Annotated in this window: 13 protein-coding genes; 5 read left to right on the forward strand and 8 right to left on the reverse strand. The window is 68.7% G+C overall.

From position 1 onward, the window contains the following. Nucleotides 1-79 precede the first annotated feature (79 nt). Both IRG63_RS02835 and IRG63_RS02840 read right to left on the reverse strand, forming a co-directional pair. Nucleotides 80-1,348 carry a saccharopine dehydrogenase family protein gene (locus IRG63_RS02835; RefSeq protein WP_193509179.1) on the reverse strand — a complete coding sequence of 423 codons (1,269 nt, stop codon included), beginning with the start codon at nucleotides 1,346-1,348 and terminating at the stop codon, nucleotides 80-82. 21 nt (nucleotides 1,349-1,369) lie between these two features. Further along, the gene (locus IRG63_RS02840) at nucleotides 1,370-2,050 is read right to left on the reverse strand and encodes a phosphatase PAP2 family protein (protein ID WP_193509180.1); all 681 of its coding nucleotides are present in this window, start codon (nucleotides 2,048-2,050) and stop codon (nucleotides 1,370-1,372) included. Nucleotides 2,051-2,143: 93 nt separating this feature from the next. Here IRG63_RS02840 and xylB point away from each other — a divergent pair, with 93 nt between their 5' ends. Then, the gene (gene xylB / locus IRG63_RS02845; RefSeq protein ID WP_193509181.1) at nucleotides 2,144-3,604 is read left to right on the forward strand and encodes a xylulokinase; all 1,461 of its coding nucleotides are present in this window, start codon (nucleotides 2,144-2,146) and stop codon (nucleotides 3,602-3,604) included. Here xylB and IRG63_RS02850 read toward each other — a convergent pair. Further along, on the reverse strand, nucleotides 3,555-4,862 hold the full coding sequence (locus tag IRG63_RS02850) for an APC family permease (protein ID WP_193509182.1): 1,308 nt from the start codon (nucleotides 4,860-4,862) through the stop codon (nucleotides 3,555-3,557). The genes xylB and IRG63_RS02850 overlap by 50 nt on opposite strands. Nucleotides 4,863-5,002: 140 nt before the next feature. On the opposite strand from IRG63_RS02850, the gene IRG63_RS02855 reads away from it, so the two are divergent. Further along, nucleotides 5,003-5,887, forward strand: coding sequence for a DMT family transporter (locus IRG63_RS02855; RefSeq protein ID WP_370566163.1), 885 nt, complete (start codon nucleotides 5,003-5,005; stop codon nucleotides 5,885-5,887). Here IRG63_RS02855 and IRG63_RS02860 read toward each other — a convergent pair. Both IRG63_RS02860 and IRG63_RS02865 read right to left on the reverse strand, forming a co-directional pair. Next, on the reverse strand, nucleotides 5,884-6,534 hold the full coding sequence (locus tag IRG63_RS02860; RefSeq protein ID WP_168625738.1) for a response regulator transcription factor: 651 nt from the start codon (nucleotides 6,532-6,534) through the stop codon (nucleotides 5,884-5,886). The genes IRG63_RS02855 and IRG63_RS02860 overlap by 4 nt on opposite strands. Continuing rightward, nucleotides 6,527-8,557, reverse strand: a complete 2,031-nt coding sequence (locus IRG63_RS02865; protein ID WP_193509183.1) for an ATP-binding protein — start codon at nucleotides 8,555-8,557, stop codon at nucleotides 6,527-6,529. Before IRG63_RS02865 ends, IRG63_RS02860 begins: the two co-directional genes overlap by 8 nt. Before the next feature lie 174 nt (nucleotides 8,558-8,731). Between IRG63_RS02865 and IRG63_RS02870 the strand changes: the two genes are divergently transcribed. Next, nucleotides 8,732-9,364, forward strand: coding sequence for a hypothetical protein (locus IRG63_RS02870; protein ID WP_193509184.1), 633 nt, complete (start codon nucleotides 8,732-8,734; stop codon nucleotides 9,362-9,364). Here IRG63_RS02870 and IRG63_RS02875 read toward each other — a convergent pair. Then, complete coding sequence (locus IRG63_RS02875) at nucleotides 9,361-10,509, reverse strand: cystathionine gamma-synthase (RefSeq protein ID WP_193509185.1); 1,149 nt, start codon at nucleotides 10,507-10,509, stop codon at nucleotides 9,361-9,363. The two genes, IRG63_RS02870 and IRG63_RS02875, sit on opposite strands and share 4 nt — an antisense overlap. Nucleotides 10,510-10,517: 8 nt before the next feature. Next, nucleotides 10,518-11,882 (reverse strand): cystathionine beta-synthase, encoded by a 1,365-nt coding sequence (locus tag IRG63_RS02880; protein WP_193509186.1) that lies wholly within the window; start codon nucleotides 11,880-11,882, stop codon nucleotides 10,518-10,520. A gap of 160 nt (nucleotides 11,883-12,042) precedes the next feature. Here IRG63_RS02880 and IRG63_RS14015 point away from each other — a divergent pair, with 160 nt between their 5' ends. Then, complete coding sequence (locus IRG63_RS14015; RefSeq protein WP_168625743.1) at nucleotides 12,043-12,747, forward strand: DUF3105 domain-containing protein; 705 nt, start codon at nucleotides 12,043-12,045, stop codon at nucleotides 12,745-12,747. Continuing rightward, nucleotides 12,740-13,417 carry a DUF305 domain-containing protein gene (locus tag IRG63_RS02890; RefSeq protein WP_227411705.1) on the forward strand — a complete coding sequence of 226 codons (678 nt, stop codon included), beginning with the start codon at nucleotides 12,740-12,742 and terminating at the stop codon, nucleotides 13,415-13,417. The genes IRG63_RS14015 and IRG63_RS02890 overlap by 8 nt, the downstream gene beginning before the upstream one ends. Nucleotides 13,418-13,498: 81 nt before the next feature. Here the strand turns inward: IRG63_RS02890 and IRG63_RS02895 are convergent, their stop codons facing one another. Further along, nucleotides 13,499-15,349, reverse strand: coding sequence for an ABC transporter ATP-binding protein (locus IRG63_RS02895; protein WP_193509187.1), 1,851 nt, complete (start codon nucleotides 15,347-15,349; stop codon nucleotides 13,499-13,501). Between the last annotated feature and the right edge of the window lie 2 nt (nucleotides 15,350-15,351).

The following is a 15,351-nucleotide window of genomic DNA, read 5'->3' on the forward strand; positions in this document are numbered from 1 at the left end:
CGGTCAGGATGCGCGCCGGTGAGCCCTCAATCGTCACCCGGTGCGGATGACTTGCGACAACCGCCGCTCCTGTCTGCGGTCAGAGTCGCTCCTCGAGCCCCCAGGCCTGGCCGTAGCCGCCTTCAGCGACGGTGCGCGCCATCAGGTCGAGGAACGGCTTGGCGTCGAACGCCTCGGGACCGAGCACCCCGACCCCGGACCAGCTGCCGCGCGCCAGCAGTTCGAGTGCGATCACCGGGTTCATGGCGGTCTGCCAGACGACGCACTGGGACTCGTACTCGGCCATCGTCCACTCGTTGTCGGCGACGTGATACAGGTAGACCTCGCGCGGATTGCCGTCCTTGCCCTTGCCGGTGACCCACACTCCCGCGCAGGTCTTGCCCGTCATCTGCGGCCCGATGGTGGCAGGGTCGGGCAGGGCGGCGGCGACGACGTCGCGCGGGGCGACCATCACCGGGCCGTCGGCCGAGCGCACCCGGACCGGCAGGGTCGAGTCGAGGTGCAGCTGGTGCAGCGTCTTCAGGATGCCGATGAACTCGGCGCCGAGCCCGTACTTGAAGGTGACGCGCTTGGCATCTAGCCAGCGCGGCATCAGCAGCACCTCTTCGTGCTCGACGTTGACACACTCAACCGGGCCGATGCCATCCGGGAAATGGAACACCTCCGGCTCGCTGAACGGCTCGGTGGTGTACCAGCCGCGGTCCTTCTCCCACACCACCGGCGGGTTGAGGCACTCCTCGATGGTGGTCCAGATGCTGAAGCTGGGCGCGAAGATCTCGTTGCCCGCCTCGTCGCGCACCACCAGGTTGGCGCCATCGCGGGTCCCCAGCTCGTCTACCTCGCTGAACAGGTGATCGACCGCGTACCGGGCGAAGACGTCGCTCAGCCCGGGCTCGACGCCGATGCCGACCACCGCGAGCCGCCCGGCTCGCTCCCAGTCCGCTGCCTGCGCGAACTGGTCGTCGCCCAGCTTGATGTTGGTCTCCTCGTGCGGGTTGACCGGATGCGGCTCGGACAGGCTCATCGCCATGTCCAGGTAGTTTGCGTCGGCGGCGAGCGCGCCCGCGAAGATGGTCGGCACGAACTTCGGCTCGACGGCATTCATCACGTGAGTGGCGTTATTCTCCCGCGCGACGGATGCGACGTCGTCCGGGTTCGAGGCGTCGATCCGGGCGGCCACGAACCGTCCGTTCTGCGGTCCGTGCCGCTCCTCGATCCAGGCGACGGTCGACTCTGCCCGCGCCAGGTCGTAGTCGGAGACGATCATCGCCTCGAAGAAGTCGCGCCGGGCAGCGATCTTCGCGATCGCGTTTCCGACGCCGCCGGCACCAACCAAGAGAATCCTCATAGGAGGCAACCTACCCACAACTCACCCGGGGGTCGACACGGAATCAGTTGCGAATCGGGCTTCTCGCTCGTGATTCAGTCGTATGGCGAACGGTGCCCACACGATTACCGCAATTCCGGCGCCGATCAGTGCGCCGCCGATGGTGTCGCTGAGCCAGTGCACACCGAGGTAGGTGCGACTCCAGGCCATGGCGGCGACATAGGCCGCGCCGAGAACCCACACCCAGGTTCGGGCGAAGATGATCGCGAGCGCCACCGCGAGCGTGGCGGCGTTGGCCACATGTCCGCTCGGGAACGATCCGAAGTCGCTCGGCACCAGCATCTCCTCCGGTCGTGGCCTGCCGAACACGGCCTTCAGCCCCTGAACGACCGCGACGCTGCTGAGCAGCGCGATCGCGAAATAGAGCGCCGCCCGCGGCATCCGGAGCGCGAGGAGCACGGCGACCATGCCGAGCGGCACGAGGGTGTGGGCCACCCAGCCCCCGCCGATGAAGTTGAGGAACAGCGCGGGGACCTCCAGGTACGGCACCCGGTCCTCGAGGATCTCCTTCATCCACTCGGTGTCGAGCAGCAGCGGCTGGTTGTGGCGCACGAAGACGAGCACGCCGAGCAACACCGCGAGTACCACCGCGACCAGACCGCTGACCAGCGGCCAGTGGCGGGTGATCCAGCTCGCCTTGCGCGTCGACTCCCGTCCCTGCATCCCTTCAGGCTAGGTCCGGTGGCGCTATCGACGCGGGTGGTCGGGCAAACAATCAGGCACAGGCTCCGGCAGTCGGTCGGCCACACTTGTTTCATGCCCTCAACACTGGTCGCCGGAATCGACTCATCCACCCAGAGCTGCAAGGTCGTCATCCGCGACCTCGACACGGGGACGATCGTGCGGACCGGTCGAGCGCCGCATCCGGTCGGCACCGAGGTGCACCCGGATGCCTGGTGGACGGCCCTTCTGTCGGCTGTCGCCGACGCGGGCGGCCTCGCCGATGTCGCCGCCGTCTCGATCGCCGGTCAGCAGCACGGCCTGGTGGCGCTGGATGCCGCCGGCCAGGTCGTCCGCCCGGCGCTGCTATGGAACGACACCAGGTCTGCCGGGGCAGCCGCGGACCTGGTCTCCGAGGTGGGGCATGCGGAGTTCGTGCGGCGGACCGGGTCAGTGCCGGTCGCGTCGTTCACGATCACCAAGCTGCGCTGGCTCGCCGACGCCGAGCAGGAGAACGCTGCCCGTATCGCCGCGGTTGCGCTGCCGCACGACTGGCTGAGCTGGCGGCTGCGCGGTTTTGGGCCGCGCGCCGAGAGCGCGCTCGGTCCGCGCCTCGACGAGCTCTTCACCGACCGCTCCGACGCGAGCGGCACCGGGTACTTCGACGCCGCATCCGGCCGCTACGACCGCGACCTCCTCGCGCTCGCCCTCCGCCGCACTGAAAATGCAGGAGTTCTGCTGCCGGAGGTGCTCTCCGCGCACGGATCGCGGCGTGTCGCGGGCGGGTCTCCTTCGTTTTCAGGCGGGCTGCCGGACGGGGCGGTGGTCGCGGCCGGGGCCGGCGACAACGCCGCCGCCGCGCTCGGCCTCGGCGCCCGCACCGGTGATCTGGTCGTCTCGATCGGCACCAGCGGCACCGTGTTCGCTGTCACCGAGCATCCGGTGCGCGATGAAACCGGCACCATCGCCGGGTTCGCGGATGCCGCGGGCGGCTTCCTCCCGATCGTCGTCACCCTGAACGCCGCGCGCGTGCTGGATGCGATCGCGGGCCTGCTTGACGTCGGCCACGACGGCCTCGCCCGGCTCGCGCTGCAGGCGGAACCCGGGTCGGCCGGACTGGTGCTGACGCCGTACTTTGAGGGCGAGCGCACTCCCAACCTGCCGGATGCGACGGCGCGACTCACCGGGATGACTCTCGCGTCCACGACTAGGCCGGCCCTCGCCCGTGCGGCGATCGAGGGAATGCTGTGTGGCCTCGCCGATGGGGTCGACGCCATCCTGAACGCCGGAGTGGGCGCGAACAGGATCCTCCTGATCGGCGGCGCCGCGCAGAATCCGGCGGTCCAGCTGGTGGCCAGCCAGGTCTTCGACCTGCCCGTAGCCGTTCCGACACCCGGCGAGTATGTCGCGTCCGGCGCGGCCGTGCAGGCGGCGTGGGCACTCACCGGGGAGCGGCCCGACTGGCCGGTGGAACTGGCCGCGGCACCGGCCAGCGACTACCGGAGTGTCATCCGGCAGCGATATCGGGCGGCGTCAGCGCCCGCGAGCGGCGCTTGACGACGGTGACGATGACGGCCGCTGTCGCGAGCCCGACCGGCCACACCAGGTTGAAACCGGCGAGCGCGAGCAGGCCCAGCACGAGCACGCAGGAGATCACCGCGAGCCACCAGCCCACCGAGTACCGGTCCAGCAGCCGAACCGCCGCGGCCATGCCCACCCCGTAGATCGCCACCATGCAGCTGGTGTGAATCAGGATGAACGAGGTCAGGTTCAGGTCGGCCAGCACGAGCGCGACCATGTAGACAACGCCCACCCCGGCGACGACGAGCAGCGCGCGGCGCGGCACTCCCCCGGTCTCAGCGCCCGCCGCCATCCAGCGCGGCAGGTCGCCATCGCGACCCAGCGACGCGCCCAGCTTGGCGAACGCTCCGACATAGAGGTTCAGCACGCCGACAGCGACGACCCCGGCGATGAAGGCGACGAAGATGGGGCCGATGCCCGGTGCGGTGGTGGCAACCAGGTCGAGCAGCGGCACGTCACTCTTGGAGGCATCCACGCCCATCACCGCGATCGTGACCACCTGCAGACCGAGGTACGCGGCGCCGACCGCCAGGATCGCGATCGCGGTGGCGAACGGGATGGTGCGGCGCGGATTGCGGAACTCCCCGGCGATGTGGGTCACCGCCTCCCAGCCTGCGGTCGCCCAGACGAAGAGGTTGATGGCGGCGCCCACGCCGGCCCAACCGTGCGGCAGGAACGGCTGGAAGTTGTCGGCGTCCGCAGCGGGAACGGTCACCAGGATGACCCCGACGACGATCACGACCAGCAGGCCGGAGAGCACGAGCTGCACGCGGCCGGAGACCCGCACCCCGAACAGGTTCGACAGGAACGGCGGGACCAGCAGCACCACCGCGACGAGCACGACCGCCCAGCGCGGTCCGCCGACCACGCCGACGATGTAGGCGGCACCGAGGACGGCCACGACCGGCATCCCAACCCCGACGCCGAAGAAGAACCAGTAGCCGGCCGCGCGGGCGGCGGTGTTGCCGAGGGCGCGCCGGACGAAGGTGGCGACGCCACCGGCATCCGGGTACCGGGCGGCGAGTGCGGCGAAGGTGCCTGCGAGGGGGATGGACAGCACGAGCACCGCGGTGATCGCGATGATCGAAGCCGGCCCGGCGACGGATGCGGCGAGTGCGGGCAGCACCAGGATTCCGGTGCCGAGCACGGAAGCGATGTAGAGCGCGGAGCCTTGCCAGAGGCCGACGGTGCCGGTAGCGGTGTGGGTTGGCGCGGCGTCCATAGTGCGGGTCATGATTCGATTCTCGGATGGCAGGAATGCGCGGACGAGCGGATTTCTGCCACATCGGTGACTGATGGTGCCAAGCTCGGCGCAACGTCCATCGTAGGGCGGCCCGCAGCCGGTGGGCCAACGAAGCCGTACGCTGATTGCTCGTGACCTCCCAACGCGACCGAGCCGTCGGCGCCGGCATGCAGCTCGGTTCGCAGCTGAGCGTCAACTTCGGCTCGTCCATCGCCGGGCTCATCATCCCGGTCGTCGGCAGCGCCGCGGTGGTCGCCGGGCGACAGCTGGTCACCATGATCGTGTTGCTGCCGGTCACCCGACCCCGGATGCGCGGACGCTCACTCACCGAGCTCTGGCCAGCACTCGCGCTCGGGGTCGCGCTCGCCGGGATGAACCTGGCGTTCTACGAGGCGGTCGGCCGAATCGGCGTCGGCCCGGCCGTCACCATCGAGTTTCTCGGCCCGCTGGCCATCGCGCTCGCGACATCCCGTCGCTTCCTCGACGTGCTGTGTGCGATCGGCGCCGGCATCGGCGTCTACCTGCTGGTCGGCCCTGAGGGCGACTTCGACCCGTTCGGCGTCGTCATGGGACTGGCCGCCGGCGTGGGCTGGGCCGCATACATCCTGCTGACGAGGCGAGTGGCGCAGCAATACCGCGGCCTCGAGGGACTGGCGATCGCGAGCGTCGTCGCGCTCGTGCTGACCCTGCCGATCGGGACGTTGACCATCGACTACGGGACGCTCGACTGGGGAGTGATCTGGCTGCTGGTGGTGGTCGGCGTGCTGTGCTCCGCCATCCCGTACAGCCTGGACAATCTTGTCCTGCGCAGGATCACTCCGCGTTTGTACTCGATCATCACCGCGCTCGCTCCGGTGCTCGCCACCTTCGCCGGCTGGATCGTGCTGGGGCAGTCGCTCAGCGCGCTCCAGCTGCTCGCGATCGGCATCGTCTGCGTCTCAGCGGGCACCGCGATCGCGACTCAGCGCGAACAGCCGTCCTCGCCGCTGGAAGAGGCAGCAAGCGACATCCCCTAGCGGCCGAGGCCAGCCTCTCGCGCGGCGATCACCGCTTCAGCGCGACCCGCGACCTGCAGCTTCGCGAAGATGTTCGACACGTTGTTCCGGATCGTCTTCGGCGACAGGAACAGCGTCTGCGCGATCTGGCCGTTGGTGCGCCCCGCCGCGATCAGGTCGAGGATCTCGCGCTCCCGGGCGGTGAGCTGCGGGAACGCCTCATTCGCCAGCCCGCCCTTGTCGACCCGAGCGAAGTACTCGCCGATGCGCACCGCGATGCCCGGCCCGAACACCGCGTCGCCGCCCGCGACCGAACGGATGGCGCGCGAGATGTCGTCCTGGCCTGCACCCTTGAGCAGGTAACCCCGCGCCCCCGCGCGCATCGCCTCGAACACCGTCTCGTCATCCTCCGACATCGTCAGCACGACGATCCCGAGCTCCGGTTGGCGTTGCAGGATGCGACGGGTCGCCTCGATGCCGTCCATCACCGGCATCTGCACGTCCATCACCACGACGTCGGGCTTCTGGGAGGCGACCGTCTCGATCGCCTCCGCACCGTCGCTCGCTGTGGCGACGACCGTCAGGCCGTCGATCGAGCCCAGCAGCGCGCCGAGGCCATCCCGGTAGACGGGGTGGTCATCGACGAGCACGATCCTGATGTCAGGCATCTACCTTCTCCTCTGCAGCTGCGAGCGGCAATTCCGCGCGAACTACGGTCCCGCCGCCCTCGCGGTTGGTGACGGTGAACGAGCCGCCGATCTCCTCTGCGCGTTCGCGCATCGATCGCAGTCCGACCCCCGCCGCGGCGTCACCCGGGATTCCGATTCCGTTGTCGCTGACCTCGACCACGAGCGAGCGCGGCAACCGCTCCAGGCGCACCGCGAGCCGGTTTCCGCCGGAGTGCCGGTGCGCGTTGGTCAGCGCTTCGGCCACGACCCGGTAGGCGGCGACCTCGATTGCCGGGGGGAGGGCGTCCGGCACCTTGATCACGTCAAAGCTCGCGCCGAACCGATCACACAGCTGCTCGGTTGCCCGAATCAGGCCCAGATCGTCGATCGCCGGCGGGCGGAGATCGTGCGCAACCCGGCGGACGTCGGTGATGGCGGAGGAGACTTCCTGCGCGGCGGCGTCGAGCAGGATGCCGGCTGCACCGGGGCCCTGCTCCAGCACGTTCTTCGCGGTCTCGATGCGCAGCTTCGCGGCGGCGAGCGCCGGGCCCAACCCGTCATGCAGGTCGCGGCGCAGCCGGTGCCGTTCCGCCTCGCGCGTGAGCACGAGCTGTTCGCGGATCGACTGCAACTCCGCGCTCAACGCGGTCGCCCGCACGGCAGCGGCGGCCTGGCGCACCAGGTCCGCGAGCAGCTGCTCGTCACGTTGGGTCATCCGGCGCCGCCCAGGCGCGAGCTCCAGCCTGCCGATGGTCTTGCCCCGATAGGTGAGCGGCATGGCCTGCGCGGTCGCGGTCGGTTCTCCATGGACCGCAACCAGTCGGCTGCCATCGCCGCCGGCGATCGAGACGGAGACGTAGGGCGACGCGAAGGTGTCGGCTACGGTGCGGGCGATGTGCATGAGTTGGTCGTCCGGATCCTCTGCGCCCTCCAGCCGTCGCGACAGCGAGGAGATGACACCGTACGGGTCGCCGCGACGTCCGTTGACCAGCCGGCCGACCGTCCACAACAACCGCTCGCGAAGCGGCGCGTAGGCGACGAACACGACCAGCACGGACACCATGGCGATGAACTGGTTGGTCACCAGTCCGCCGACGAGGGCGACCAGGGTGAGGTCGACAGCGACGACGCTCACCACAAGGATCGCGTAGACCAGCGTCCAACTGATCACGTTGTCGATGCTGTACAGCCGGTAGCGCGTGACGGCGACGAGGATCGCCACACACACGACGGTCGCGGCCAGCGTGATCAGGATCTGTCCGACGATGTAGGGCAGCCAGAGAAAGGCGCTGACCAGCGAAAGGCAATAGATCACGCCGGACCACGAGATCCACCGCAATTGCTGTCGGCCCTGGCTGTCCGCGCCGAGGTGGCGGCCGATCAGCGAGATCGCCGCGCATGCGATGCCGACGAACATGAGCGCCGACACCCAGGAGAAGACGAACGCCCAGACACCATCCGGCAGCTGGATGCCCCAGTCGCTGTCCCATCTGCGCACGCGCAGATCCGGCCTGCCAAACGTCTCCCACGATTCTCTGGCCGGCGCCGCCGCGTAGATCAGGGCAGCGGCGACGAGTGCGACCGACCCAGCGGCGGCGACGAACCGCCAGGGCTGCGCCGCGGGAAGGGTGCCATTGGGGAACAGCAGGAGGGCGAACGGGATGGCAAGAATCGCCCAGGCCGAGAAGTTCTGCGTGACGACCATGGCCACCGGGGCAAACGGCGCCTCCCACCACCCGGACACCGCGTAGTTGATCCAGGCCGCGCAGAAGCCGAACAAGCTCTGCCCGACTCCGGCGAAGAGGAGGACGGTGGCAATCGGATGCCACGGGATGCGCCACATGAGCACCGAACCGGTGACCGCCAGCGCGAACCCGGGCAGCGCCCCCGCCCAGCCCGGCGTGACCGCACCCTCCTGGCCGAGTTGGACGATCATGACCTCGAGCGCGATTGCCAGCACGCAGAGAGACAGCGACAGTGAAAAGCCGACCATCGCGACGACGCGTGCCGACTTCTCCTTCATAGCGACCATCGTGACAGGTCGTGCACCCGCCTGTCAGGAGGCTTTTGTCCCGGATGCTCGGGACATTCCGCGGGTGAACCCGGTGAGTTCTGGCCCTGTGCGCACGGGACGGTCAGGCTCAAGAGTTGTGGCACCGGCGATGGACGCCGCGACCTACGAACATTGAGGACGCCCATGAACACTGTCAAACTCCCGGCCCCCGCTTTGACCCAGGCCGTCGACCCCATCCGGCCACCTTCCCCCACCCTGTCTCTGGCGCTGGTCCGACTAGGCGGTGCGATCATCGTCGCGCTGGTGGCGGCGTTCGCCGTGGTGATCAACCTGCCATGGCCGGCCGGTGTCGGCACGCCGCTGCCGGGCGACATCGCATCGGTCGGCTTCCAGGCCAGCACCCTCGTGCTGCTGCTCATCATGTGGCGCACCGGCGCGGTCGGCGACAGCGTCGCCTGGCGGTCGATCGCGGCGGCGGCCACGGCGATCGTGATCGCAGCCATGGCGGCGCAGTTCATCCCGGTGTCCGGTGAGGCCGTACAGCTCGCAGAGCTCACCTGGTTCATCGCGATGATCGGCATCTTCGTGGTGAGCGTCGGCGTCGTCGCAGCCGGTCGGTGGCGCGGTCCCGCCCGCTACCTTCCGCTTGCCTCCCAGTCGTGGCCGCTGGTCGTGTTCCCGGTGATGATGCTCACCGACAACGCCGAGAACCCGTCCTGGTTCGCGATGATCACGACCGTCGTCGTGACGCAGCTGCTCGTCGGCTTGACCCTCGCCATCCGGCCACAGCTGACCGGTCCGCGTGCCGAGAGCTAGGCGAGCGCGGTCAGGACGTCGTCGACCAGGTCGGCGGCGTCCTCAATGCCGACCGACAGCCGGATGACGCCCGCCGGCACCTCGAGCTCGGTGCCGCGAACGGATGCGTGGGTCATCTCGGCCGGGTAGTTGACCAGGCTCTCGACCCCACCAAGCGACTCGGCGAGTTGGAACAGTACGGTCGCCTCGGCGAACCGGCGTGCGGCATCCGCACCGCCGGCCAGCGCGATCGACAGCATGCCGCCGAATCCGCGCATCTGGCGCGCGGCGATGTCGTGGCCGGGGTGGTCGGCGAGGCCCGGGTAGTAGACGCGCTCGAGCTTCGGATGCCCGACGAGCGCTTCCGCGATCGCCTGCGCGTTCTGCGAGTGGCGATCCATCCGCAGCGACAGGGTCTTGATGCCGCGCGTGGTCAGCCAGGCGTCGAGCGGACCGGACACCGCGCCCGCGGCGAACTGCATGAAGCCGACCTTCTCGGCGAGCTCATCGTCGTTCAGCACGACCGCGCCGCCGAGCACGTCGGAGTGGCCGCCCAGGTACTTGGTGGTGGAGTGCACGACAACATCGGCGCCCAGTGCGAGGGGCTGCTGCAGGTACGGGGTCGCGAAGGTGTTGTCGACCACCACGAGCGCTCCGGCGGCGTGGCCGAGCTCGGCGAGCGCGGCGATGTCGGAGATGCGCATGAGCGGGTTGCTCGGCGTCTCCAGCCAGAGCACGCTGGTCTCCGGCCGCAGCGCCTGCCGCACCGCGTCGATGTCCGACGCGTCGACGGTGCTCAGCGTCACGCCCCACGGCACGTGGATGCGGCTCACGAGCCGGTGGGTGCCGCCGTAGACGTCGTTGCCCATGAGCACGTGGTCGCCGGGTTTCAGCACCGACCGCAGCAGCGCATCCTCAGCCGCAAGGCCGGATGCGAAGCTCAGCCCGTGCCGGCCACCCTCGAGGCTCGCGAGCTGCACCTGCAGCGCGTCGCGGGTGGGGTTGGTGCCGCGGGTGTACTCGTAGCCGTTCCGCAGGTCGCCGATCGCCTTCTGCACGAAGGTGGTGGTCAGGTAGACCGGCGGGATCACCGCGCCGGTGGTGGGGTCGAATGCTTGCCCGTCGTGGATGGCGCGCGTGGAGAAGCCGTGGCTGTCGTTCGTCATGAGTCAAGTCATTTCGTGAGGTGGTCGAGGAGGTCGTGGCGGGTGAGCACGCCGATCGGCTTGCCTTCCTGCATGACGAGGAGGGCATCCGTCGTCTCGAGTGCTGTCCGAGCCGCGTCGATCGGCTCGCCCGCGCCGATCAGGTCCAGCGGCGCGCCGACCGCCCCGCCGACCGGCTGGTCGGCGCTGAGCTCACCCGAGGCGAGCCCGGCGAGCAGTTCGCGCTCGTCGATGGCGCCGGCGACCTCGCCGAGGACGACCGGGAGGTCGGCCGCGAGCACCGGAAGCCGGGACACTCCGCTGCTGGTGATGGCACGGATGGCGTCAGCGACAGTGTCGTCGACCCGCACGTGCGCGAACTCCGGCCTGCGGGCCGCGACGCCGGCCAGCACGGAGGCCACGCTGCCGCTCTCGGCTGCTGCCGTGAAGCCGTGGTTGGCCATCCAGCGATCGTTGAAGACCTTGCCCAGGTAGCCGCGCCCGCCATCCGGGAGCAGGATGACCATGATGGCGTCCTCGGGAAGGTCGCGCGCGACCTTCAGCGCGGAGGCGACGGCCATGCCGCTCGAGCCGCCGACGAGCAGGCCCTCCTCGCGCGCCAGCCTGCGCGTCAGTTCGAAGGACTCGGCGTCGCTGGAGGCGACGATCTGGTCGACAACGCTGGGGTCGTAGGCTGTGGGCCAGAAGTCCTCGCCGACGCCCTCGACCAGGTACGGGCGGCCGGTGCCGCCGGAGTAGACCGAGCCCTCTGGGTCGGCGCCGATGACCTGCACCGCGCCGTTCGAGACCTCTTTCAGGTAACGGCCGGTGCCGCTGATGGTGCCGCCGGTGCCGACGCCGGCGACGAAGTGGGTGATCGTTCCGTCGGTGTCGCGCCAGATCTCCGGACCGGTGGTCTCATAGTGGCTGGCCGGGCCGTTCTGGTTGGAGTACTGGTCGGGCTTGAACGCGCCAGGGATTTCACGCGCGAGCCGGTCGGAGACGCTGTAGTACGACTGCGGGTCATCCGGAGCCACCGCGGTCGGGCACACCACAACCTCGGCGCCGTAGGCCTCGAGCACGCTGCGCTTGTCGACACCGACCTTGTCCGGCACGACGAAAACGCAGCGGTAGCCGCGCTGCTGAGCGACCAGTGCGAGACCGACGCCGGTGTTGCCGCTGGTCGGCTCGACGATCGTGCCGCCGGGCTTCAGCAGTCCGGCCTCCTCCGCAGCGTCGATGATCTTCACCGCGATGCGGTCCTTGGAGGAGCCTCCGGGGTTCAGATACTCGACCTTCACGAGCACCGTTGCACGGATTCCGTCGGTCACGCTATTCAGTCGCACGAGGGGGGTGTCACCGATCAGGTCGAGCACCGAGTTGGCGTATCTCATCGCGGCTCAATCTATCAGCGGGCCCTCCCGCGTTACCTCGCGCCGCATAATGAGGAAGCGCGTTCGGGAATAACTGATGCGTACGTACGCGTTCCCTTCAGTTGCGACCCGCTAACGTGGTGGGTTGTTCCCTTGTCTCTACCACCCCGACAGGACTTCTGTGGCACGCACCTCCAACTCCGGCAATCCGGCCAACTCCGGCACAAGCTCGAAGCTCACCGTCAAGCAGGAGCGCGAGCAGCGCCGTCTCGCCAAGCTGGAGACTTTCAAGCGCGAACAGGCCAAGGAGAAGCGGAATCGGCTCATCGCGATCGTGCTGAGCTCGGTGGCTGCCCTCGCCGTCGTCGGCTTGATCGTCACGATCGTCGTCACAGGCGGATCGACCAGGGCAAACCCGGATGCGATCGAGATCTCGGAGGTGCAGACCTGGCCCGATATCGATTACACGCACACCAACGGTCCCGTCGACTACGAGGGGCAGTACGAGATGAACCCGCCCGCCGGCGGCAGCCACAACCCCGCCTGGCTGAACTGCGGCGTGTACGAGGAGCCCCAGCAGAACGAAAACGCGGTGCATGCCCTCGAGCACGGAGCACTCTGGTTCACCTACAACCCAGACGAGCTCAGTGAGGCGGATGTCGCCGAGCTCCGCAGCCAGCTGCCCGACACCTACATCATCGTCTCCCCGTACCCGGGTCTTGACGCCCCCGTCGTCGCATCCGGATGGGGTGTGCAGCTGAAGCTCACAGGCGTGGACGACGAGCGCATCAGCGACTTCATCACCAAGTACTGGCAGGCCAAGAACGTGCCTGAGCCGGGCGCCCGCTGCGACGGCGCCATCAACGGTCCAGGGAAGGTTGCCTGACATCACTGAGCAGACAACTGGAACGACCAACCGGCTGAGCACCCGCGCGCTTGTCGGCATCATCCTGGGCGCGGCGATCCTGGTCGCTCTCGCCTTCGCCGCGGGGCGGTTCACCGTCGCGGTGCCGGCGATGCCGTCGAACACCAGCGCCGAGGCGGGCTTCTCGCGTGACATGCAAACCCACCATCTTCAGGCGGTGCGGATGTCGATGATCATCCGCGACAACACGGACGACGAAGAGATCCGCCTGCTCGCCTACGACATCGCGACCGCGCAGAGCCAGCAGGCCGGGCAGATGTTCGCCTGGCTGGAGCTGTGGGGTCTGCCGCAAGCCGCGCCCGAGCCGTCGATGACGTGGATGAACCGGCCGGCCCTGGACGGCTCCGCCCACAACCACGGCAGCGGTGATCAGGCGCACGAGCCGGGCGCGCCGATGCCGGGGCTCGCGACCGCCGAGCAGCTTTCCGAGCTGGAGTCGCTGCGCGGCGTCGAAGCCGAGCGCCTGTTCCTCGAGCTGATGATCGCGCACCACATCGGCGGGGTCGAGATGGCGGAAGCGGTCCTCGACCGCAGCACCCATCCAGAGGTGCGGCAGCTTGCGGGCGGCATGGTCATCGTGCAGGAGAAGGAAATCACTTACATGGAAGACCTGCTTGCCGAGCGCTCCTAAGACCACCTTTTCATCGAGTCGGGAGTATTTGCCCAAATCGCGCATGCCATAAGGGCGAATACTCCCGACTCGATGGGTTTTTCAGCGGGTCTGCTGCTGGGCGTACAGGCGCGAGTAGGTGCCGGATGCCGACACCAGCTCGTCGTGCGTTCCCCGCTCCACGATCCGGCCGGCCTCAACGACGTAGATGGTGTCTGCGCCCGCGACGGTTGACAGCCGGTGCGCGATCGCGATGGTGGTGCGCCCGCGCGACGCCTCGTCGAGCGCCCGCTGCACCACGCGCTCCGAGATCGAATCGAGCGCGCTGGTCGCCTCGTCCAGGATGAGCACCGGCGGGTCCTTCAGCAGCACGCGCGCGATGGCGATGCGCTGCTTCTCGCCGCCGCTCAGCCGGTAGCCGCGCTCGCCCACGACCGTCTCGTAGCCATCCGGGAACGAGCGAACAGTCGCGTGGATGTTCGCGGCGCGCGCCGCCGCCTCCAGCTCGGCGTCGGTGGCCTCCGGCTTGGCATAGCGGAGGTTCTCGGCGATGGTCGCGTGAAACAGGTAGGTCTCCTGGCTGACGATGCCGATCTGCGAGTGCAGCGACTCCTGCAGCAGCTCGCGCACGTCGTCGCCGGCGAACAGCACGCTGCCGGATGTGGCCTCGAAGAACCGCGGGATCAGGTAGGAGATGGTGGTCTTGCCCGCGCCCGATGGGCCGACAAAGGCCGCGAACTCGCCCGGCTCGATGCGGAACGACACGTCCTTCAGGGTCGGCGCCGCCAGCCCGTCCCGGTCCGGGTAGGAGAAGCTGACGTTCTCGAACTCGACCCGCCCGATGCGGGATGGGTCCGCGGAGGTGGGGCGGGCATCCGAATGGTCGGTGATGGCCGGCCTCAGGTCGAGGTACTCGAAGATGCGCGCGAACAGCGCCGCCGAGGTCTGCAGGTCGAGCGCCACCCGCATGAGGCCGATGAGGGGGAACATCAGCCGCGCCTGCACGGTCGTGAACGCGACGATGGTGCCGGCGCTGACCGGCACGTCGCCGAGGATGAGCCACGCGGCGACCACGTAGATGATCGCCGGAATGATCGCCATGAAAAGCGACACGAGCCCGAAGAACCACTGCCCGCTCATCATCTGGCGCACCTGCAGCCGTACCTGGTTGTCGTTCTCGTCGCGGTAGCGAGCGATCTCCGCGCGCTGCTGCGTGAAGCTCTTGGCGAGCAGGATGCCGGAGACCGACAGTGTCTCCTGGGTGATCGCGGTCAGCTCGCTCAGCGACTCCTGCGTCTGGGTGGCGATGCGCGCGCGCACCTGCCCGACCCGGCGCTGTGCGATTACGAGGAACGGCATCAGGATGAGGGCGACCACCGTGAGCTGCCAGGACAGCAGCAGCATTGCGATGAAGGCCGCGATCACCGTGACGGTGTTGCCGAGCACGCTCGAGACGGTGTTCGTCAGCACGCCCGCGACCCCGCCCACGTCGTTCTGCAGGCGAGACTGGATGACCCCGGTCTTGGTGCGCGTGAAGAACGCGAGTTCCATCCGCTGCAGGTGCTCGAACATGCGCACCCGCAGCGCGCCCGTGACCTTGTTGCCGACCGTGGAGGTCAGCCAGGTCTGCCACACGCCGAGGGCGGTGGTGATGAGGAAGATGAGCAGCATCAGCCCGACGATCTGCAGCAGCACGGGCAGGTTCGGTGTCCCAGCTGGCGGGAACAGCCCGCGGTCGAATGCCTGCTGCGTGAGCAGCGGCGGCAGCACGGACAGTCCGGCTGCGACGATGACGAGCGCCGCGGTAAGGATGAGTGCGCGTCGGTGTGGGGCGAATAGCGCTGCGGTGCGAGTGAGCAGGTTGGGGATCTTCGGCGCAGCAGCGTTGGCCGCCCGCTGTGCTTCCTCGTCGAGTCGGCCCCGGTGACCGCCGCCGCCTCGCATTCCGCTCATCC

The sequence above is a fragment of the Cryobacterium sp. BB736 genome, from assembly GCF_014980265.1.
Classification (GTDB): Bacteria; Actinomycetota; Actinomycetes; order Actinomycetales; family Microbacteriaceae; genus Terrimesophilobacter.

What these genes read in the sequence shown, in the direction of transcription:
- IRG63_RS02865 (WP_193509183.1), bottom strand. Translation starts at nt 8,557, where the DNA reads ATGAAGGAGAAGTCGGCACGCGTCGTCGCGATGGTCGGCTTTTCACTG.
- IRG63_RS02840 (WP_193509180.1), bottom strand. Translation starts at nt 2,050, where the DNA reads ATGCAGGGACGGGAGTCGACGCGCAAGGCGAGCTGGATCACCCGCCAC.
- IRG63_RS02880 (WP_193509186.1), bottom strand. Translation starts at nt 11,882, where the DNA reads ATGAGATACGCCAACTCGGTGCTCGACCTGATCGGTGACACCCCCCTC.
- IRG63_RS02860 (WP_168625738.1), bottom strand. Translation starts at nt 6,534, where the DNA reads ATGCCTGACATCAGGATCGTGCTCGTCGATGACCACCCCGTCTACCGG.
- IRG63_RS02835 (WP_193509179.1), bottom strand. Translation starts at nt 1,348, where the DNA reads ATGAGGATTCTCTTGGTTGGTGCCGGCGGCGTCGGAAACGCGATCGCG.
- IRG63_RS02895 (WP_193509187.1), bottom strand. Translation starts at nt 15,349, where the DNA reads ATGAGCGGAATGCGAGGCGGCGGCGGTCACCGGGGCCGACTCGACGAG.
- IRG63_RS02850 (WP_193509182.1), bottom strand. Translation starts at nt 4,862, where the DNA reads ATGACCCGCACTATGGACGCCGCGCCAACCCACACCGCTACCGGCACC.
- IRG63_RS02870 (WP_193509184.1), top strand. Translation starts at nt 8,732, where the DNA reads ATGAACACTGTCAAACTCCCGGCCCCCGCTTTGACCCAGGCCGTCGAC.
- xylB (WP_193509181.1), top strand. Translation starts at nt 2,144, where the DNA reads ATGCCCTCAACACTGGTCGCCGGAATCGACTCATCCACCCAGAGCTGC.
- IRG63_RS02875 (WP_193509185.1), bottom strand. Translation starts at nt 10,509, where the DNA reads ATGACGAACGACAGCCACGGCTTCTCCACGCGCGCCATCCACGACGGG.